Annotated in this window: 18 protein-coding genes and 4 tRNA genes; 16 read left to right on the forward strand and 6 right to left on the reverse strand. The window is 69.9% G+C overall.

Features of this window, described 5'->3' with window-relative positions:
* Positions 1–5: 5 nt before the first annotated feature.
* Genes purN through purM form a run of 3 tightly spaced genes read right to left on the reverse strand, consistent with a single transcriptional unit; the run spans position 6 to position 2,158 of the window.
* Positions 6–665 carry a phosphoribosylglycinamide formyltransferase gene (purN, locus tag ABE487_RS09885; protein WP_346446840.1) on the reverse strand — a complete coding sequence of 220 codons (660 nt, stop codon included), beginning with the start codon at positions 663–665 and terminating at the stop codon, positions 6–8.
* A complete protein-coding gene (locus ABE487_RS09890; protein ID WP_346451213.1) occupies positions 662–1,105 on the reverse strand; it encodes a hypothetical protein in 444 nt (147 codons plus the stop codon). Before ABE487_RS09890 ends, purN begins: the two co-directional genes overlap by 4 nt.
* 9 nt (positions 1,106–1,114) lie before the next feature.
* Positions 1,115–2,158, reverse strand: coding sequence for a phosphoribosylformylglycinamidine cyclo-ligase (gene purM / locus ABE487_RS09895; RefSeq protein WP_346451214.1), 1,044 nt, complete (start codon positions 2,156–2,158; stop codon positions 1,115–1,117).
* 148 nt (positions 2,159–2,306) lie between these two features.
* Here purM and ABE487_RS09900 point away from each other — a divergent pair, with 148 nt between their 5' ends.
* Genes ABE487_RS09900 through hda form a run of 3 tightly spaced genes read left to right on the forward strand, consistent with a single transcriptional unit; the run spans position 2,307 to position 5,297 of the window.
* Positions 2,307–3,392 carry a DUF2066 domain-containing protein gene (locus ABE487_RS09900; RefSeq protein WP_346445206.1) on the forward strand — a complete coding sequence of 362 codons (1,086 nt, stop codon included), beginning with the start codon at positions 2,307–2,309 and terminating at the stop codon, positions 3,390–3,392.
* Between the two features lie 16 nt (positions 3,393–3,408).
* Positions 3,409–4,596 carry an AI-2E family transporter gene (locus ABE487_RS09905; RefSeq protein WP_346451216.1) on the forward strand — a complete coding sequence of 396 codons (1,188 nt, stop codon included), beginning with the start codon at positions 3,409–3,411 and terminating at the stop codon, positions 4,594–4,596.
* Positions 4,593–5,297, forward strand: a complete 705-nt coding sequence (gene hda / locus ABE487_RS09910) for a DnaA regulatory inactivator Hda (protein ID WP_346445208.1) — start codon at positions 4,593–4,595, stop codon at positions 5,295–5,297. The genes ABE487_RS09905 and hda overlap by 4 nt, the downstream gene beginning before the upstream one ends.
* 25 nt (positions 5,298–5,322) lie before the next feature.
* Here the strand turns inward: hda and moaB are convergent, their stop codons facing one another.
* The 3 genes from moaB to hemA all read right to left on the reverse strand — a co-directional run bounded on the left by moaB (position 5,323) and on the right by hemA (position 8,431).
* A complete protein-coding gene (gene moaB / locus ABE487_RS09915; protein ID WP_346451217.1) occupies positions 5,323–5,841 on the reverse strand; it encodes a molybdenum cofactor biosynthesis protein B in 519 nt (172 codons plus the stop codon).
* A 231-nt stretch (positions 5,842–6,072) separates the two neighbouring features.
* Positions 6,073–7,155, reverse strand: coding sequence for a peptide chain release factor 1 (gene prfA / locus ABE487_RS09920; protein WP_346445210.1), 1,083 nt, complete (start codon positions 7,153–7,155; stop codon positions 6,073–6,075).
* Positions 7,133–8,431: a glutamyl-tRNA reductase gene (gene hemA / locus ABE487_RS09925; protein ID WP_346445211.1), complete on the reverse strand. Its 1,299-nt coding sequence runs from the start codon at positions 8,429–8,431 to the stop codon at positions 7,133–7,135. The genes prfA and hemA overlap by 23 nt, the downstream gene beginning before the upstream one ends.
* A gap of 93 nt (positions 8,432–8,524) precedes the next feature.
* On the opposite strand from hemA, the gene ABE487_RS09930 reads away from it, so the two are divergent.
* The 13 genes from ABE487_RS09930 to ABE487_RS09990 all read left to right on the forward strand — a co-directional run.
* Positions 8,525–10,219 (forward strand): tetratricopeptide repeat protein, encoded by a 1,695-nt coding sequence (locus ABE487_RS09930; protein ID WP_346445212.1) that lies wholly within the window; start codon positions 8,525–8,527, stop codon positions 10,217–10,219.
* Positions 10,216–10,893, forward strand: a complete 678-nt coding sequence (lolB, locus tag ABE487_RS09935) for a lipoprotein insertase outer membrane protein LolB (protein WP_346445213.1) — start codon at positions 10,216–10,218, stop codon at positions 10,891–10,893. Before ABE487_RS09930 ends, lolB begins: the two co-directional genes overlap by 4 nt.
* On the forward strand, positions 10,890–11,765 hold the full coding sequence (ispE, locus tag ABE487_RS09940) for a 4-(cytidine 5'-diphospho)-2-C-methyl-D-erythritol kinase (protein ID WP_346445214.1): 876 nt from the start codon (positions 10,890–10,892) through the stop codon (positions 11,763–11,765). The genes lolB and ispE overlap by 4 nt, the downstream gene beginning before the upstream one ends.
* Positions 11,766–11,834: 69 nt before the next feature.
* Positions 11,835–11,910: transfer RNA gene (locus tag ABE487_RS09945), tRNA-Gln, on the forward strand.
* Between the two features lie 66 nt (positions 11,911–11,976).
* On the forward strand, positions 11,977–12,936 hold the full coding sequence (locus ABE487_RS09950; RefSeq protein WP_346445215.1) for a ribose-phosphate diphosphokinase: 960 nt from the start codon (positions 11,977–11,979) through the stop codon (positions 12,934–12,936).
* A gap of 83 nt (positions 12,937–13,019) precedes the next feature.
* On the forward strand, positions 13,020–13,673 hold the full coding sequence (locus ABE487_RS09955) for a 50S ribosomal protein L25/general stress protein Ctc (RefSeq protein ID WP_346445216.1): 654 nt from the start codon (positions 13,020–13,022) through the stop codon (positions 13,671–13,673).
* A 52-nt stretch (positions 13,674–13,725) separates the two neighbouring features.
* The gene (gene pth / locus ABE487_RS09960) at positions 13,726–14,310 is read left to right on the forward strand and encodes an aminoacyl-tRNA hydrolase (protein ID WP_346451218.1); all 585 of its coding nucleotides are present in this window, start codon (positions 13,726–13,728) and stop codon (positions 14,308–14,310) included.
* An 85-nt stretch (positions 14,311–14,395) separates the two neighbouring features.
* The gene (gene ychF, locus ABE487_RS09965; RefSeq protein WP_346445218.1) at positions 14,396–15,487 is read left to right on the forward strand and encodes a redox-regulated ATPase YchF; all 1,092 of its coding nucleotides are present in this window, start codon (positions 14,396–14,398) and stop codon (positions 15,485–15,487) included.
* A gap of 209 nt (positions 15,488–15,696) precedes the next feature.
* A complete protein-coding gene (locus tag ABE487_RS09970) occupies positions 15,697–16,764 on the forward strand; it encodes an isoaspartyl peptidase/L-asparaginase (protein WP_346451219.1) in 1,068 nt (355 codons plus the stop codon).
* A 139-nt stretch (positions 16,765–16,903) separates the two neighbouring features.
* A tRNA-Tyr gene (locus ABE487_RS09975) sits at positions 16,904–16,989 on the forward strand.
* Between the two features lie 62 nt (positions 16,990–17,051).
* Positions 17,052–17,125, forward strand: a tRNA-Gly gene (locus ABE487_RS09980).
* Positions 17,126–17,162: 37 nt separating this feature from the next.
* Positions 17,163–17,238 (forward strand) — tRNA-Thr (locus ABE487_RS09985).
* 95 nt (positions 17,239–17,333) lie between these two features.
* The coding region (locus tag ABE487_RS09990) for a GTP-binding protein (RefSeq protein WP_346445220.1) at positions 17,334–18,032 on the forward strand (699 nt) is incomplete at its 3' end.

Genomic DNA, 18,032 nt, shown 5'->3' on the forward strand with positions numbered 1-18,032 from the left:
CACCATCATGAAAAGCGCTGGTTGGCTGCCAGCTGAAGCGGCGCCGCCGCATCCCGGCCGTCGATCTGCACCGCGCCGGCCGCGTTCAGCCGGACCCGCCCGGCGGCGATCCAGCGCAGCGTTTCCAACAACAGCGGGTGCTCGCGCGCCAGCACCCGCTGGGCGAGCGTGGCCTCGTCGTCGCCGGGGTGTACCGGGACGCGCGCCTGCGCGATCACCGGCCCCCCGTCGAGGTCGGCGGTCACGAAATGCACGCTGGCCCCGTGTTCGTCGACCCCGGCCGCCAGTGCCTGGCGATGCGTGTGCAGGCCCTTGAAGGCCGGCAGCAGCGAGGGGTGGATGTTGATCATCCCGCCCGCGCGCCCCGCGACGGCCGCCGCGCCGATCAGGCGCATGTAGCCGGCGCAGACGATCAGGTCGGGCGCGGCGACGTCGATCGCCGAGAACAGCGCGGCGTCGTGGGCGCGGCGGTCGGCGTGATCGCGGGGGCGTATGGCCTGCGCGGGCACGCCCGCGGCGCGTGCGCGATCCAGTGCGCCGGCATCGCTGCGGTCCGACCACACGCCGGCGACCGTCGCGTCGAGCGTGCCGGCGGCGACCGCGTCGAGGATCGCTTGCAGATTGCTGCCCCGGCCCGAGGCGAGCACCGCGATGCGCAGCGTCATCGTGCAGTTCCCGTGGCAGCGAACGCGGCGCGCACGTCGGGGCGCGAGAGCACGAGCAGCGCATAGACCCCGAGTGCGGTGCCGAGCGGGATGTTCAAGCACACGAGCGCGGCGACCGCCACGCACAGGCCGTGGCGACGGCGGCGGGCGAGGTCGAGCCCGCCGCGGATGCACAGCGCGCCACCGGCCAGCGCGGCCACAACCAGGGCCCCGACCACCGCGATCATGCCGATCCCGGCGGGGTCGGCGAAATCGTCTGCCGCTTCATTGGCGATTCCGAAGACCAGCAGCACCACCAACGGCAGGCTCCCGGCCAGCGACAGTGCCCCCAGGACGTGGTGCAGCACCGACAGCGTGCGCAGTTGCCCGTCGATCTGCGCCGGCACCGTCACCGGCGCCCGGGGCGGCGCGTAAGGTGCATGGTCGAGGTCGGCGCGCATGCGGCCGGCTCAGCCGATGCGCACGCGCTCGCCGTCGCCGTGCGCGACGACCTCGCCGATCGCCCAATGCGCCAGGCCCAGCCCGTCGAGCGCGGTGCCGAACGCCCCGACGCTGTCGGCCGGCACCACCAGTACGAAGCCGATGCCGCAGTTGAAGGTGCGCCACATTTCGTGGTCGGCCACCGCGCCTTCGCGCTGCAGCCAGTCGAACACCGGCGGCAGCGGCCAGGACGCGGCGTCGATCGTCAGGCCGAGGCCGTCGGGAATCACCCGGATGATGTTCTCGGTCAGGCCGCCGCCGGTGACGTGCGCCATCGCGTGCAACTGCGGCCCGAGCGGCCCGCGCAGCAACGCGAGCACCGGCTTGACGTACAGCGTGGTCGGCGCCATCAGCGCATCGACCAGTTTCACCCCGCCAACCTCGACATCGGCCGGGCTGCCCGCACGCTCATAGATACGGCGGATCAGCGAATAGCCGTTCGAATGCGGGCCGCTGGACGCGATGCCGACCAGCACATCGCCGGCCCGGACCTTGCCGCCGTCGCGCAGCTCCGACTTCTCGACCGCGCCGACCGTGAAGCCGGCCAGGTCGTATTCGCCAATGCCGTACATGTCCGGCATCTCGGCGGTCTCGCCGCCGATCAGCGCGCAGCCCGACAGCTCGCAGCCGCGAGCAATGCCGCCGATGACCGCGGCGGTGGTGTCGATGTCGAGCTTGCCGGTGGCAAAGTAGTCGAGAAAGAACAGCGGTTCGGCGCCCTGCACCAGCACGTCGTTGACGCACATCGCGACCAGGTCGATGCCGATGGTGTCGTGGCGGCCCAACTGCTGGGCGAGCTTGAGCTTGGTGCCCACGCCGTCGGTGCCCGAGACCAGCACCGGCTCGCGGTACTTGCCCGACAGGTCGAACAGCGCACCGAATCCGCCCAGGCCACCCATGACCTCGGGTCGGAAGCTGCGCTTGACCAGCGGCTTGATGCGTTCGACGAGTGCATTGCCCGCGTCGATGTCGACGCCGGCATCGCGGTAGGTCAGGGGAGTGGGGGCGGTCACGGCGGCCGTCGCGAAGCGGAAAGGACCGGGGATTCTAGCAGCCGCGGCTCGCTCGCCGCGGCTGGCGCGGGAATGGATCGCGACGGACCGCTCGCACGGTTTGTGGCACCATCCCGCGTCGATGTCCCCCCGACCCAGGATCAACCGGATGCACCGCCCGAAGCGCTCGTTGGGAATGATGGCGTGGCTGCTGGCCGCCTTGCTGCTGGCCGCCGGCCAGGCGGCTGCACAGCGCGTGGAAGGCGACCGCGCCGAAGGAACCGGCCTGTACTCGGCCGAGATCCCGGTGCGCAGCCAGAACGAGAACGAGCGCACCGCGGGCTTTTCGCGCGCGCTGGCCCAGGTGCTGGGCAAGCTGTCGGGCGACCGCGGGGTCGCCCAGCGGCCGGGCGTATCGCAGGAACTGCGGCGTGCAGAACAGTACGTGGAGGGCTACGACTACCGCCAGGACGAGGGCGTGTCCTCGCGCGGCTCGCCGACCTTCACCACGACTCTGGTGGTGCGCTTCCGCCCCGAGGACGTCGACGGCGTGGCCGCCGCGCTCGGCCTGCCGGTGTGGCCCGACCCGCGGCCCAAGCCGGTGCTGTGGCTGGCGATTGACGACGGCTCCGGGCCGCGGCTGGTCGGGCTGCAGCAGAACAACGTCGCCCGGCCCGTGCTCCAGCGCGCGATCGAACGCGGCTACCGGTTGGGCCTGCCCGGCGGCAGCGCCGCCGAGCAGGCCGCCGTCGGCGCGATCTGGCGCGGCGACACTGCCGCGATCGCCCGCATCTCGGCGCGCTACAACCCGCCGATGCAACTGGTCGGCAAGCTCTACCGCGACGGCAGCGGCTGGAAGGCCGACTGGATCTTCGTTGATGGCGGCCGCGTGCTGGCGCGCTGGAGCGAAACCGGCGACGACGCCCGGCGGATCCTGCCCACTGGCGCCGATGGCGCCGCCGACGCGCTGACCCGCCGCTATGCCAAGGCCAGCCCGGCGGGCGCGCCCTCGACCGAGGCGATCCTGTTCACCGGCATCAACAGCAGCGCCGATTTCATCCGCTTGTCGGCGCAGTTGCAGCGCATGTCGGTGGTCCGTGCGATCCGCCCGGTGCGCGCGACTCCGCGCGGGCTGGAGGTCCAGCTGGACCTGCTGACCGGTCTGAGCGGGTTTCGCCGCATGGCCGACGAGAATGTGCTGGTCGAGGCCGACGGCGCCCCCGAGGGCGTGACCCCCACCTTCCACCTGCGCTGACCGCGCCAGGATCGCCATGACCGAGCACGATCCCGCGACCGCCGACATCGCGCGTTTCCTCCGGCGCCTGCAGTGGGGGCTGGCGCTGGTTGTGGTCGCCTGGGTGATCGGGCAACTGGGCCCGGTGCTCACCCCGTTCGTGCTGGCCGCATTGCTGGGCTGGCTCGGCGACCCGCTGGTCGACCGCCTCGAACGCCGCGGCCACTCGCGCACGCTGTCCGTCTCGCTGGTCTTCGCGCTGATGACGCTGTTGCTGGCGCTGGTGCTGATCATCCTGGTGCCGATGATCGAGCGGCAGATCGTGACCCTGGTCGACAGCCTGCCGGCGTATCGCGATTGGATCATCGGCACCGCGCTGCCGTGGATCGAACAGCGCACCGGCTACGAAGTGGTCGCCTGGCTCGACACCGATCGGCTGATCGAGTTGATCCGCGAGCACTGGCAGCAGGCCGGCGGCGTGGCCGCAGCGGTGCTGGGCTACCTGTCGCGCTCGGGCTTCGCGCTGTTGGCGGTGGTCATCAACCTGGTGCTGGTGCCGATCCTGACGTTCTATTTCATGCGCGACTGGGACCTGCTGGTCGAGCGCTGCGCGTCGCTGGTGCCGCGCGACCACATCGGCACCGCCAACCGGCTGGCGCGCGAGACCAGCGACTCGCTCGGCGGCTTCCTGCGCGGCCAGTTCCTGGTGATGCTGGGGCAGGGGGCGATCTACGCGGTCGGCATGTCGCTGGTGGGCCTGCGCCTGGGCCTGCTGATCGGCATGATTGCAGGCCTGATCAGTTTCATTCCGTACCTGGGCGCGACCGTCGGCATCCTGATGGCGTTGATCGCCGCGATCGTCCAGGTCCAGGGCTTCGACTGGACGCTGCTGATCCTGATCGGCGTGGTGTTCACGATCGGCCAGCTCGTCGAGAGCTATGTGCTGACCCCGCGCCTGGTCGGCGACCGGATCGGCCTGCATCCGGCCGCGGTCATCTTCGCGGTGCTGGCCGGTGGCCAGTTGTTCGGGTTCCTGGGCATGCTGCTGGCGTTGCCGATGGCAGCGGTGGCCAACGTGCTGTTGCGCTATGCGCACGAACGCTATACCCAGAGCAAGCTGTACGCGGGCGACAAGCCGACGATCGCGTTGTCGGGCCGCACGATCGTGCTGCCCGCCGACAGCCGCGACGGCCGCGACGACGAGCCGGTCGATCCGACGCGATGAGTGCGCCATCGCCGCAACTGCCGCTGGCGCTGCGCTATCCGCCGGACCAGCGGCTGGACACGTTCGTCGCAGACGATCCGGCGCTGCTGCCTCAGCTGCGCGATTTCGCACTCGCCGGCGTTCGCCGCGCGCTGTACGTCGCCGGTCCGGCGGGGACCGGGAAGACCCATCTGGCGATCGCGCTGTGCGCGCAGGCCGAACAACTGGGACGCAGCGCCGTCTACCTGCCACTGCGCAGCCTGGCCGGGCGCGTGCGCGCCGCCGCCGAGGCGTTGCAGGGCCACGATCTGGTCGCGGTCGACGGCCTGGAGGCGATCGCCGGGGACCGCGACGACGAGGTTGCGCTGTTCGACCTGCACAATCGCCTGCATGATGCCGGTCGCAGCGTGTTTTACACCGCCGACCAGCCGCCCGAGGCGCTGGCGCTGACCTTGCCCGACCTGCGTTCTCGCCTCGGCCAGAGCGTCCGCGTGGTGTTGACCCCGCTGGACGACGCCGGCCGGCACGCGTTGCTGCGCCTGCGTGCGGAACGCCGCGGTCTGCAGGTGGATGCAGCGACGATCGACTGGTTGCTGCGGCGTGTCGATCGCGACCTGCCTGCGCTGACCGCGCTGCTCGACCGGCTCGACCGGGCCTCGCTGGCCTCGCAGCGCCGGCTCACCGTGCCGTTCGTGCGTCAGGTGCTGGCCGAGGCCTCGTAGCGGCAGTCGCGGCGCCTGCGCGCCGTCATTCCTTCAGACGCGGGCGGATCGTCGCCAGGTTGCAGGGGCGGGTGGTCGAATCGAGCTGGTGGCGGATGATCCGCTCCCAGGCCGTCGTGCAGGCCGAGGTCGAACCGGGCAGAGCGAAGACGAAGGTCGCGTTCGCCAGGCCTGCGAACGCGCGCGACTGCAGCGACGAGGTGCCGATCTCCTCGAACGACACCGCGCGGAACAGTTCGCCGAAGCCCGGCATTTCCTTGTCGAGCAGCGGCAGCAGCGCCTCGGGCGTCGAATCACGGCCGGTGAAGCCGGTGCCGCCGGTGACCAGGATGCCGTCGACATCGGGATCGGCGATCCAGCGCGAGACCAGCGCGCGCATCGCGTAGCGGTCGTCGGGCAGCAACGCGCGCTCGGCGACACGATGACCATCGCTGCGCAGCGCGTCGGCGAGGTAGTCGCCCGAGGTGTCGTTGGCGGCGGTGCGGGTGTCGGAGACCGTCAACACACAGATGGACAGCGGAATACGTTCGTTCAGTGCGCTCATGCAGTCAGATTACCACCGGCATGCGCATGCCCGGCGCGCAGCCGGGTGTGACGGATGGTCGCGATGCCTGCGCTTGAGTTGACTCGAAACGCATGCAGGTCCGCGCACACCCTGGCGGCCCCCCGCCTGCGCGGGGAAGGTTGCAGTCCATGGGGCTTGCGGCGCGGCGCCCATTACGCCCCTCCCCCGCGCGCGGGGGAGGTCGACGCCGGAGGCGTCGGGTGGGGGCTGTCACTGCGCGGTCAGCTGCGCCAGCGCGTCGGCCTGGTGTTCCTGCGACAAGCGGTCGACGAGGGGTTCGAGCTGGCCCTCGAGCACGTTGGGCAGGTCGTAGAGGGTGAGGCCGTCGACCCGATGGTCGGTGATCCGGCCCTGCGGGTAGTTGTAGGTGCGGATGCGCTGGCTGCGGTCTCCGCTGCCGACCTGCAGTCGGCGGATCTGCGCCGTCGCGGCCGCGCGGCGTTCGGCCTCGGCCTCGGCCAGCATCGCGCGCAGCCGCTTCATCGCCTTGTCGCGGTTGGCGTGCTGGCTGCGTTCGGTCTGCGACTCGACCACGGTGCCGGTGGGCACGTGGGTGATGCGGATCGCCGAGTCGGTCTTGTTGACGTGCTGTCCACCCGCGCCCGAGGAGCGGAAGGTATCGACCTTCAGGTCGGCCGGGTTGAGCACGATATCGGTGGCCTCGTCCTCGATCGGAATGATCGCCACGGTTGCCGCCGAGGTGTGGATCCGCCCTTGCGATTCGGTCTCGGGCACGCGCTGCACACGGTGGGTGCCCGACTCGAACTTCAGCCGCGCGTAGGCGCCGGCGCCCTCCACGCTGGCAACGATCTCGCGAAAGCCGCCGTGCTCGCCGGGGCTGGCCGATTCGACCTCGACCCGCCAGCCGCTGCGCTCGGCGAAACGCTGGTACATCCGGAACAGATCGCCGGCGAAGATCGCGGCCTCGTCGCCGCCGGTGCCGGCGCGGATCTCCAGGTACAGGCCGCCCTCGTCGCGGGCGTCGCGAGGGACCAGCAGCGCGAGCAGTTCGGCCTCGAGCGCCTCGAGCCGCGCGGTCGCCGCAGCGATCTCCTCTTCTGCGAGTTCGCGCAGGTCCGCGTCGTCGAGCATCGCGCGCGCAGCCGCAAGGTCGGCATGGGCGGCCCGTTCCTGCGCCAGCGCCACCGACAGCGGTTCGAGCTGGGCGAACTCGCGCGACAGCGCACGGTAGCGGGCCTGGTCGGCGACCGTGGCCGGATCGGAGAGCAGGCGTTCGACCTCGTCGCGACGCTCGGCCAGGGCCTCGAGCTTAGCGCGCAGGGTCGGCAGCATCGGCATCGGTCCGGGCGGGGGCAGGCGGCAGCAGCCGGTCGAGGCTGTCGGCCAGTGCGTCGTCGCCGCGCAACGCGGCTTCGCGCAGCGCGGCGGTAGGCAGGTGCAGCAGCCGGTTGGTCAGGGTGTGGGCAAGCAGCTCGAGCACCGCCTCGGGGGGCTGCCCGGCTGCCAGTTGTTGGCGCGCGCGCGCCAGCGAATCGCTGCGGATCGCGTCGCCGTGCGCGCGCAGCCGCTTGACCGGAGCCAGCCGCGCGCTCGCCGCACGGGTTTCGCCGTAACGGCTGACCTGCAGGTCGATGATCGCCTCGGCATCGTTCGCGGCCTCGCGCCGGCTGCGCCGGTTGTCGTCGAGCGTGCGTTCGAGGTCGTCGACCGTGTACAGGAACACGTCGCGCAGATCGGCGACATCGGGTGCGATGTCGCGTGGCACGGCGAGATCCATCAGCAGCATCGGGCGGTGCTTGCGCGCGGCCAGTGCGGCGGCGACCTGCGGCCGGGTCAGCACCGGCTCGCGGCTTGCGGTGGCCGAGAACACGATATCGGCCAGAAACAGATGGCGATCGATCTCGTCGAGCGGCAGCGCGATGCCGCCGTGCCGTGCCGCCAGTTCCTGGGCGTGGGCATAGGTCCGGTTGGCGACCAGCAGCCGTTTGACCTTGGCCTGCGCCAGATGCCGTGCCGCCAGTTCGATGGTCTCGCCGGCGCCGACCAGCAACACCGCCGAATCGGACGGCCGCGAGAACGATTCCTGCGCCAGCCGCACGGCGAGCGAGGCGACCGACACCGGGCTGTTGCCGATCCGGGTTTCGCTGCGCGCGCGCTTGGCGGTCACGAACGCATGCTGGAACACGCGGTCGAGCTCGCCGCCCAGCGTGCCGGCGCTGCGTGCGGTGGCCCAGGCCTGCTTGACCTGGCCGAGGATCTGCGGCTCGCCGAGCACCAGTGAGTCCAGCCCGGTCGCGACCCGGAACAGGTGGCGCACCGCATCGTCGTCGCGATGGCGGTAGAGATAGGCGTCGAGCGAACCGCCGCCAGTGCCGCCGTCCTGGTCGGGATGGGCGCCCAGCCAGTGGGCCAGCGCGCTGCCGTCGTCGTCGGCCACCGCGTAGAGCTCGGTGCGGTTGCAGGTCGACAGCAGCGCGACCTCGCGCACCGGGGGCAGCGATTTGAGTTCGGCCAGCGCCGTCTGCAGCGCGTCCCCGGAGAACGCGACACGCTCGCGCAAGGCGACCGGCGCGGTCTGGTGGTTGATGCCGAGGGCGTACAGACTCATGGGCTGGCGGGCTCTCCGGGGATGGCGCATCCCGTTCAGGCGCTTGCGATAAGCTTCCGGTGAAGCGCCCATTTTACGGCCCGGTTGCCCCAGATGCCCGTTTTCGATTCCATTCCGGTCGCCCGATTGCGTGCGGCCCTGCTGGTGCCGTTGCTTGGCCTGGCCTGCGTGGCACAGGCGCAACGCCCGTCCGAGGCCGCCGACCCGCTCAGGCGCGACGTGCTGGGCGCCACGCTGGCCGGCGAGTTCGCGGTCCAGGCCGGGCGTCTGGACGAGGCCGCCAATTGGTATCTGGACGCAGCCCGCCACTCGGATGGCGATGCCGGGCTGGCCGAGCGGGCGACCCGCATCGCGCTGCTCGCTGGCGATGACCGTCGCGCGGGTCAGGCGCTGGATCTGTGGCGTCGTCATGCGCCTCAGTCGCTGCCGATGCGGGCTGCCGAGGCGACGCTCTCGCTGCGCAATGGGCGCGACCGCGCTGCGCGACGCCAGCTCGAAGCCTTGTTGCGCAGTGGTGATCCCACCGGCTGGCGCCATGCCTTCACGGTGTTGTCGGGCGGCGGCCGCGACCCGCAGCAGGCGGCGCGGTTGCTTGAGCGGATCGTCGCCGACGGCGCGATTCCCGATGAGTTGCAGGCATGGATGGCGTTCGGCGGTTTGGCCCAGCGCCTCGATCGTCCCGACTTGACCGAACGTGTTCTCGACAACATCGTCGCGCGCTTCCCTGGCGAGCCGCGGGTCGCACTGCTGCGGGCCAGCCAACTACGCGAATCCGGTCGTACCGACGAGGCCCGCGCGGCGCTGGCGGCGATGGCCGAGGCGGCGCTGGCCGCGCCTGACCTGCGTCTGGCGATCGCAAGCGAGTACGAGGCGATGGGCGATCTCGACGCCGCCGAAGCCACGCTGGCCAACGGGCCGCAGGACGGGCGCACCTATGTGCTGCGGGCCTCGCTGCTCGCCCGCGCCCAGGACAAGACGCGGCTGGGGGCGCTGTACGAGGAGGTCAAGGCCGTGGCGCTGGCGCCCAATCCCGCGCAGCGCCTGCTGCTGGGGCAGATGGCCGAGTACCTCGAACAGTACGATCAGGCGCTGGAGTGGTACGACGCGGTGCCGGGCGGCGAAGAACGCTTCCAGGCCAGGCTGCGCGGCGCCCGGGTATTGCACGAGTTGGGGCGCCGGGACGAAGCCTGGGCGCGCTTGCGCGCGCTGCAGGCCGACGGCGCTGCCGATGACGAGTTCCGCCGCAGCGCCTACCTGCTGGAAGCCGAGCTGCGCCAGTCGGCCGACGATCCGGCCGAGCTCGATGCCTACAACCGCGGGCTGTCGGCGATGCCCGACGACCCGGCCCTGCTTTACGCACGCGCCCTGATGTGGGAGCGCCGAGACGACATTCCGCGCGCCGAGGCCGACCTGCGCCGGTTGCTGGTGGCCGAGCCGGAGAACGTGGCCGCGCTCAATGCGCTGGGTTACACGCTGGCCGACCGCACCACCCGTTACACCGAGGCGCTGGAACTGATCGACCGCGCGCGCGTGGCCGAGCCCGACAACGCCGCGATCGTCGACAGCTACGGCTGGGTGCTGCACCGGCTGGGACGCAATGCCGAGGCGCTGGTGGAGCTGCGCCGGGCCTATTCGATGATGAAGGACGCGGAAGTCGCTGCGCATATCGCCCAGGTGTTGTGGGCGATGGGGCGCCGCGATGAGGCCCGCAAGTACTTCGAGGAGGCGCGCGCCATCGACCCGGAGAACCGGTCGCTGCTGCGTGCGCTGGAAGTCACCGGCGCATGAGGCGCTGGCGTGGGATGGCGATGCTCGCGGCGATGGTCGCGCTGTCGGCCTGCACCAGCGTTCCGGTCCGGCCGCCCGCCGAGGTCGTGCGGCTCGACGCCGACGCGCGGGCGGCGGCCGATGCCCGGCTCGCCGCGCGTGAGGCGGCAGTGCGCGCCCTGTCCGAGTTCGGCTTCGCCGGGCGCGTCGCGATGTCCAACGGTCGCGATGGCGGCAGTGGCCGCATCGAGTGGCAGCAGCAGGGCGCGCGCTATCGCGTCGTGCTCAGTGCGCCGGTCACGCGCCAGAGCTGGCAACTGCAGGGCGGGCCGGAAGGCGCGCGGATCGACGGCCTGGACGGCGGCCCGCACGAACGTGCCGATGTCGGGCAACTGCTGTGGGAGACCACCGGCTTCGAGATCCCGGTGGCGGCAATGGCCGCCTGGGCGGCCGGCGCGCGCGCTGACGCCGCACTGTCGGGCGAGGCCCAGGTCGACTACGACGCCGCGGGGCGGCTGGCACGGCTGCACCAGGACGGCTGGACGATCGACTACCTGGAATGGCAACCCGAGACTGCCGGGGCGCTGGCGCTGCCGACCCGCGTGAATGCCGCGCGCGGCACTGCGCGGGTGCGGCTGGTGGTCGATGCCTGGACGCTTCCCGACGTCGCGCCGGCAGCGCCCGTGACGCCATGACCCCGCGGGACGAGGCCGGCTGGTCCAGTTGGCCGGCTCCGGCCAAGCTCAATCTGTTCCTGCGGATCACCGCCCGGCGCGCAGACGGCTACCACGCCTTGCAGACGGTGTTCCGGATGCTCGACTGGGGCGACACGGTGCGCCTGCGGCTGCGAGACGATGGCCAGGTCCGCCGGATCGGTGCCTCGGTCCCGGGTCTGTCGGAGGACGATGATCTCGTTGTGCGCGCGGCGCGATCGCTACAACGTGCGGCCAATTGCACGCAAGGCGTCGATATCGCCGTCGAAAAGCAAATCCCCACGGGTGCAGGGCTGGGCGGCGGATCGTCCGATGCAGCGACTGTGCTGCGTGCGCTCGACCGGCTGTGGGACACCGGTCTGGGCGAGGATCGGCTGGCCGCGCTGGGGCTGGCGCTGGGGGCCGACGTGCCGGTCTTCGTCCGCGGGCGCAATGCCTGGGCCGAGGGGGTGGGTGAGACGTTGACGCCGGTGGCGCTCGAGCCAGCCTGGTATCTGCTCGCCGACCCCGGCGTGCACGTGAACACCGCGGGTCTGTTCCAGGCCCCTGAATTGACGCGAAATGCCCAGCCCGCGACAATGGTCGACTTCGTTTCAGGTGCATCGCTCGGCAACGCGTTCGAGCCGGTCCTGCGGCGCCGCGAACCTGCCGTCGAGGCGGTGTTTGCTGCGCTCGCAACGATCGGCACGCCGCGCCTGACCGGGACGGGCAGCGGCTGCTTCGTCGAATTCGCGACCCGCGAATCCGCCGAGGCCGCCCAGGCGCAGGTCGCATCGCGGGCTCAGACCCGCGTCGTCGCCGGTGCCGCCCGCTCGCCGCTGCTCGACGCACTGGAAATGGAGATCCGGAGTTAGGGATTGGAGATCTGGAGGGCCTGGTGCCTGCCCGATTCCTGATCCCCGATCTCCAGTCCTGTTCGCCATAGGGGCGTCGCCAAGTGGTTAAGGCACCGGGTTTTGATCCCGGCATTCGCAGGTTCGAATCCTGCCGCCCCTGCCATGCCCGTGCGCGCGTGCGTGCGCGGTCCTTCCATCCGCTCGGTCAGAGCGACGCGGAATCTCCGACATGAAAGAAGAACGCAATCTCCTGATCTTCTCGGGCAACGCCAATCGCCCGCTCGCCAAGTCCGTCTGTCGCGAGTTGGGCGTGCGCCAGGGGCGGGCGCTGGTGTCCACGTTCTCCGACGGCGAGGTGCAGGTCGAGATCGAGGAGACCGTGCGCCGCCAGGACGTGTTCGTCCTGCAGCCCACCTGCGCACCCTCGGCCGAGAACCTGATGGAGCTGCTGGTGCTCATCGACGCGCTCAAGCGCGCATCGGTCTCGAGCGTCACCGCGGTGATTCCGTACTTCGGCTACTCGCGCCAGGACCGCCGGCTGCGTTCGAGCCGTGTGCCGATCACTGCCAAGGTCGCCGCGCGCATCATCACCGCTGCCGGCGCCGATCGCGTGCTGACGGTCGACCTGCACGCCGACCAGATCCAGGGGTTTTTCGACATCCCGGTCGACAACGTCTATGCCTCGCCGTTGCTGCTGGCCGACATCTGGCGCGCACACGGCACCGACAACCTGATCGTCGTGTCCCCGGACGTCGGGGGCGTGGTGCGCGCGCGCGCGATCGCCAAGCGCCTGGACGATGCGGAGCTGGCGATCATCGACAAGCGCCGTCCGCGTGCGAACGTCGCCACGGTGATGAACATCATCGGCGACGTGCAGGGCAAGACCTGCGTGCTGGTCGACGACATCGTCGATACCGCCGGTACGCTGTGCGCCGCCGCCGCCGCGCTCAAGGCGCAGGGGGCCATCAAGGTCGTCGCCTACTGCACGCACGCGGTGCTGTCGGGGGCTGCGATCGACAACATCAACAAGTCCCAACTCGACGAAATGGTCGTCACCGACACCATTCCGCTGTCGGAGGCTGCGCGCAACTGCGCGCGCATCCGCCAGCTCAGCGTCGCCGAACTGCTCGCCGAGACGATCCGCCGGATCGCGTTCGGCGAGTCGGTCAGTTCGCTCTACGTCGACTGACCTGCTGCAACGTCTCGTCTGGTCGCGGACGAGACGCATCACCGCCGCGAGGCGGTTCCAACCTAGAAAAAGTGAACACCAACATGGCTACCACGCATGAAATCAAGGTGCAGCGCCGCGAGGACGAGGGGAAGGGTGCGAGCCGCCGCCTCCGTCACGCCGGTGAAGTGCCTGCCGTCGTCTACGGCGGCGACCTCGCACCGGTGAGCATCAAGCTCAGCCACAACGATGTCTGGCTCGCCAGCCAGCACGAGTGGTTCTACGCGTCGATCCTCGACCTGAGCCTCAACGGCGACGTCCAGAAGGTGCTGCTGCGCGACATGCAGCGTCACCCGTTCAAGCAGCAGATCCTGCACCTGGACTTCCAGCGCGTGAACGACAACGAGGTGATCAAGACGGCGGTGCAGCTGCACTTCCTCAACGAGGAGACCTCGCCGGCCGGCAAGGCGGCCGACGTGATCGTCATGCACGAGCTCACCGAAGTCACCGTGACCTGCCTGCCCAAGGACCTGCCGTCCTCGATCGAGGTCGACCTGGCCGATCTGGCTGTCGGCGACATCATCCACCTCTCGGCGCTGAAGCTGCCCAAGGGTGTGGAGATTCCCGAGCTGGCGCTGGGTCCCGATCACGATGTGGCCGTCGTCGTCGCCAAGCACGGTCGCGTCGAAGCCGAGCCGGAAGAGGGCGAGGGCGCATCGGCCGACGTGCCGGCGACCAAGGCCGCGAAGGACGAGTGATTCCGTCCAGGACGCGTGCGCCCGTCGGCGCGCGCGTCCAGGCGGCGTTGCAATGACGACCGGTCTGCAATTGATCGTGGGGCTGGGCAATCCCGGTCCCGAGTACGCGCGGACCCGGCACAACGCCGGGTTCCGCGTCGTCGACGAGCTCGCCGCACGTGCCGGCGAGGCCTTCGGCATCGATGCCAAGCTGTTCGGCGAGACCGCGCGGGTGCGGATCGGCGGCCATGACGTGCGGCTGCTGAAGCCGGCGACCTTCATGAACCTGAGCGGCAAATCGGTGCTGGCCGCGCAGCGCTTCTGGAAGATCGATCCCGAGTGCACGCTGATCGCCCATGACGAACTCGATCTGCCGCCCGGTGTGGCCCGGCTCAAGTTCGACGGCGGGCATGGTGGCCAGAACGGCCTGCGCGACACGATGCGGCTGCTGGGGCACGGTCGGTTCCATCGCCTGCGCATCGGCATCGGCCATCCCGGCCACCGCGACAAGGTCACGCCCTGGGTGCTGGGCCGACCGAGCGTCGAGGACGACATCCTGATCGGCCGCGCCGTGGACGACGCGATCGACGCGCTGCCGCGCGCGCTGGCGGGCAATGTCATGGACGCGATGACGCGGCTGCATACGGCGAAGCCGTAATTGGTGATTGGCGATTCGTCGCGGCATGCGCCGGCTTGTTCGAATCCCCAATCACGAATTACGAATCACGAATCACGGACGCGCCATGGGCATCAAATGCGGCATCGTCGGCCTGCCGAACGTCGGCAAGTCGACTCTCTTCAATGCGCTGACCAAGGCGGGTATCGCTGCGGCCAACTTTCCGTTCTGCACGATCGAGCCGAACGTCGGCATCGTGCCGGTACCGGATCTGCGTCTGAACGCGCTGGCGACGATCGTCAAGCCGCAGAAGGTGTTGCCAACGGCGGTCGAGTTCGTCGACATCGCCGGGCTGGTCGCCGGCGCGGCCAGCGGCGAGGGCCTGGGCAACAAGTTCCTGTCGCACATCCGCGAGGTCGATGCGATCACGCACGTCGTGCGCTGCTTCGAGAACCCGGACGTCATCCACGTCAACAACAAGGTCGATCCGATCGCCGACATCGAGACGATCGATACCGAACTGGCGCTGGCCGATCTCGATTCGGTCGAGCGCGCGCTGCAGCGCGCCGAGCGTTCGGCCAAGACCGGCGACAAGGAGGCGAAGGTCCGCGCCGAGGTGCTCGGCCGCGTGCACAAGGGGCTGGCCGACGGTCAGCCGGTACGGTCGCTCAAGCTGTCGGACGACGACCGCGCAGCGATCCGCGATCTGTTCCTGCTCACGGCCAAGCCGGTGCTGTACATCGCCAACGTGCTCGAGGATGGCTTCGAGAACAATCCGCACCTCGACGCGGTGCGCGCGCGCGCGGTGGGCGAGGGCGCCGAGGTTGTGCCGGTGTCGGCAGCGATCGAAGAGGAGCTGTCGCAGCTCGACGACGCCGACCGTGATGCGTTCCTGGCCGATCTCGGGCTCGACGAGCCAGGCCTGAACCGGGTGATCCGCGCCGCCTACGGCCTGCTGGCGTTGCAGACCTACTTCACTGCCGGCGTCAAGGAAGTGCGGGCCTGGACGGTGAAGATCGGTGCGACCGCGCCGCAGGCCGCGGCGGTCATCCATACCGACTTCGAGAAAGGCTTCATCCGCGCCGAGGTCGTCGGCTACGACGACTTCATCCGCTACGGCGGCGAATCGGGTGCCAAGGAGGCCGGCAAGTGGCGCCTGGAAGGCAAGGAGTACATCGTCAAGGATGGCGATGTGATGCACTTCCGCTTCAATGTGTGATCGCTGCTGCGTGGGCTCTCGCGTGTGAACTCCACGATGTGAGTCCGCGGCGGCGATCTCGCCAAAGGCGTCCTTCGGGGCGCCTTTGGCGCTTCTGGCGTCGCGGCGCGTCCGAGCGCGAGGGCCGCGCCGCGTCGCATGTCGGCTCGGTACGTCCCGGCGGCGTGTCGCGCCTACACTCGGGGTTTCGTCACACCACCGGAATCCCAATGCGCGCACTTGCCCTGTCCGCCTGCCTCCTGCTGTCGAGCGCGGCCATCGCCCCCTCCCTGGCCGCCGCGTCCGACGCGGCCCCGGCCCCTGCTGTCGCCGGTCCGGTGCTGGCGATCCACGGCGGCGCCGGCGTCGTGCGCGGCAATCTGACGCCCGAGGAAGAAGCGTCGGCGCGCGCGGCGTTGACCCTGGCGCTGCGCACCGGCCACGCCTTGCTGCGCGAGGGGCGGCCGGCGCTCGATGCGGTGGTCGCGGCGGTCACCGTGCTCGAGGACGATCCGGCGTTCAACGCCGGCCGTGGCGCGGTGTTCACCCACGAGGGGCGCAACGAGCTCGACGCCTCGCTGATGGACGGTGCCACGCGCGCCGCGGGCGCGGTCGCGGGCGTGCGACGGATCCGCAATCCGATCCAGCTCGCGCGTCGGGTCATGGAGGACTCGCCACACGTGATGCTGATCGGCGAAGGCGCCGAAGCGTTCGCGCAGTCGCAGGGCGTCGAACTGATCGTTCCGGCCTGGTTCCGGACCGAGAAGCGCTGGCAGCAGTTGCAGAAGGCCCGCGCCGAAGGGGCGGCGGCCGAGCGCGCGGCGAGCGTCGTCGCCGATGACCCGCTGCGCTACTTCGGAACCGTCGGCGCGGTCGCGCTCGACGCGCGCGGTGCGCTGGCCGCGGCGACCTCGACCGGCGGCATGACCGACAAGCGCTGGGGGCGGGTGGGCGATGCGCCGGTGATCGGTGCCGGGACCTGGGCCGATGCGCGGTGTGCGGTCTCGGGCACCGGCTGGGGCGAGTTCTACATCCGCAGCGCCGCCGCGCATGCGATCTGCAGTCGCGTCGGGCTGTTGGGCGAGAGCATCGACGAGGCGGCCGCCGCGGTGATCGACCGGGAGATCCCGGCGATGGGCGGCAATGGCGGTGCGATCGCGCTCGATGCCACCGGCCACGTCGTCATGCCGTTCAATACCGAAGGCATGTATCGGGGCTGGATCGGTGCCGATGGCGTGCCGCATGTCGCGATCGGGCGCGACGATGTGGCCGTAGAGGATGGCGCGCCGGCGCGTTGACCGGTACTATGCGCGCCCCGCCATCGCGTACCGCAGGTACCGGGGCGGGGCAGCCTGGCTCCATCGCATCGCGACGTTGACAGGAAGGGAAACTGGCCCCAAAATCGCGGGCTGTTTTCACCGGCAACGCGAAATCGCCGGAGGGATACCCAAGCGGCCAACGGGGGCAGACTGTAAATCTGCTGGCTTACGCCTTCGGTGGTTCGAATCCACCTCCCTCCACCATCTTGCAGTCCGGTGGAACGAACAAGCAGTGCGACAGGTTGTGCGGCAGGCTGGATCCCGGTGCGGGAGTAGTTCAATGGTAGAACCTCAGCCTTCCAAGCTGATGGTGCGGGTTCGATCCCCGTCTCCCGCTCCATTGACGGCTCCGGCCGCATCCAGAGGTTGAAATCGTTGCTCACGTAGCTCAGTCGGTAGAGCACCTCCTTGGTAAGGAGGAGGTCGAAGGTTCGATTCCTTTCGTGAGCACCATATATGCGGATCCTTCCGCGAAGAGCCCGGCCATTCATGGCCGGACTTTTCATTAAGGCAGTCAATTCACAAACGTTCAGCGAGACAAGGCAGCCATGGCAAAGGGTAAGTTCGAGCGCACCAAGCCGCACGTCAATGTCGGCACGATTGGTCACGTCGACCACGGCAAGACGACGCTGACGGCGGCGCTGACGAAGATCGGCGCCGAGCGTTTCGGCGGCGAGTTCAAGGATTACTCCTCGATCGATGCGGCGCCCGAAGAGAAGGCGCGCGGCATCACGATCTCGACCGCGCACGTGGAATACGAGAGCCCGACGCGCCACTACGCGCACGTCGACTGCCCGGGCCACGCGGACTACGTCAAGAACATGATCACCGGTGCGGCGCAGATGGACGGCGCGATCCTGGTGTGCTCGGCCGCTGACGGCCCGATGCCGCAGACGCGCGAGCACATCCTGCTGTCGCGTCAGGTCGGCGTGCCGTACATCGTCGTGTTCCTGAACAAGGCCGACATGGTGGACGACGCCGAGTTGCTCGAGCTGGTCGAGATGGAAGTGCGCGAGCTGCTGAGCAAGTACGAGTTCCCGGGCGACGACACCCCGATCATCTCGGGTTCGGCGCGCCTGGCGCTGGAAGGCGACCAGTCGGAGATCGGCGTGCCTGCGATCCTGAAGCTGGTCGAGGCGCTGGACACCTGGATTCCGGAGCCGGAGCGCGACATCGACAAGGCGTTCCTGATGCCGGTCGAGGACGTGTTCTCGATCTCGGGTCGCGGCACGGTGGTCACGGGCCGT

Source organism: Luteimonas sp. TWI596 (genome assembly GCF_039674105.1).
Lineage (GTDB): Bacteria > Pseudomonadota > Gammaproteobacteria > Xanthomonadales > Xanthomonadaceae > Luteimonas.

Excerpts from the sequence above, each read along its gene's own strand:
- purN (WP_346446840.1), bottom strand. The coding sequence starts at position 665 with ATGACGCTGCGCATCGCGGTGCTCGCCTCGGGCCGGGGCAGCAATCTG.
- ABE487_RS09890 (WP_346451213.1), bottom strand. The coding sequence starts at position 1,105 with ATGCGCGCCGACCTCGACCATGCACCTTACGCGCCGCCCCGGGCGCCG.
- ABE487_RS09900 (WP_346445206.1), top strand. The coding sequence starts at position 2,307 with ATGCACCGCCCGAAGCGCTCGTTGGGAATGATGGCGTGGCTGCTGGCC.
- ABE487_RS09905 (WP_346451216.1), top strand. The coding sequence starts at position 3,409 with ATGACCGAGCACGATCCCGCGACCGCCGACATCGCGCGTTTCCTCCGG.
- hda (WP_346445208.1), top strand. The coding sequence starts at position 4,593 with ATGAGTGCGCCATCGCCGCAACTGCCGCTGGCGCTGCGCTATCCGCCG.
- moaB (WP_346451217.1), bottom strand. The coding sequence starts at position 5,841 with ATGAGCGCACTGAACGAACGTATTCCGCTGTCCATCTGTGTGTTGACG.
- prfA (WP_346445210.1), bottom strand. The coding sequence starts at position 7,155 with ATGCTGCCGACCCTGCGCGCTAAGCTCGAGGCCCTGGCCGAGCGTCGC.
- hemA (WP_346445211.1), bottom strand. The coding sequence starts at position 8,431 with ATGAGTCTGTACGCCCTCGGCATCAACCACCAGACCGCGCCGGTCGCC.
- ABE487_RS09930 (WP_346445212.1), top strand. The coding sequence starts at position 8,525 with ATGCCCGTTTTCGATTCCATTCCGGTCGCCCGATTGCGTGCGGCCCTG.
- lolB (WP_346445213.1), top strand. The coding sequence starts at position 10,216 with ATGAGGCGCTGGCGTGGGATGGCGATGCTCGCGGCGATGGTCGCGCTG.
- ispE (WP_346445214.1), top strand. The coding sequence starts at position 10,890 with ATGACCCCGCGGGACGAGGCCGGCTGGTCCAGTTGGCCGGCTCCGGCC.
- ABE487_RS09950 (WP_346445215.1), top strand. The coding sequence starts at position 11,977 with ATGAAAGAAGAACGCAATCTCCTGATCTTCTCGGGCAACGCCAATCGC.
- ABE487_RS09955 (WP_346445216.1), top strand. The coding sequence starts at position 13,020 with ATGGCTACCACGCATGAAATCAAGGTGCAGCGCCGCGAGGACGAGGGG.
- pth (WP_346451218.1), top strand. The coding sequence starts at position 13,726 with ATGACGACCGGTCTGCAATTGATCGTGGGGCTGGGCAATCCCGGTCCC.
- ychF (WP_346445218.1), top strand. The coding sequence starts at position 14,396 with ATGGGCATCAAATGCGGCATCGTCGGCCTGCCGAACGTCGGCAAGTCG.
- ABE487_RS09970 (WP_346451219.1), top strand. The coding sequence starts at position 15,697 with ATGCGCGCACTTGCCCTGTCCGCCTGCCTCCTGCTGTCGAGCGCGGCC.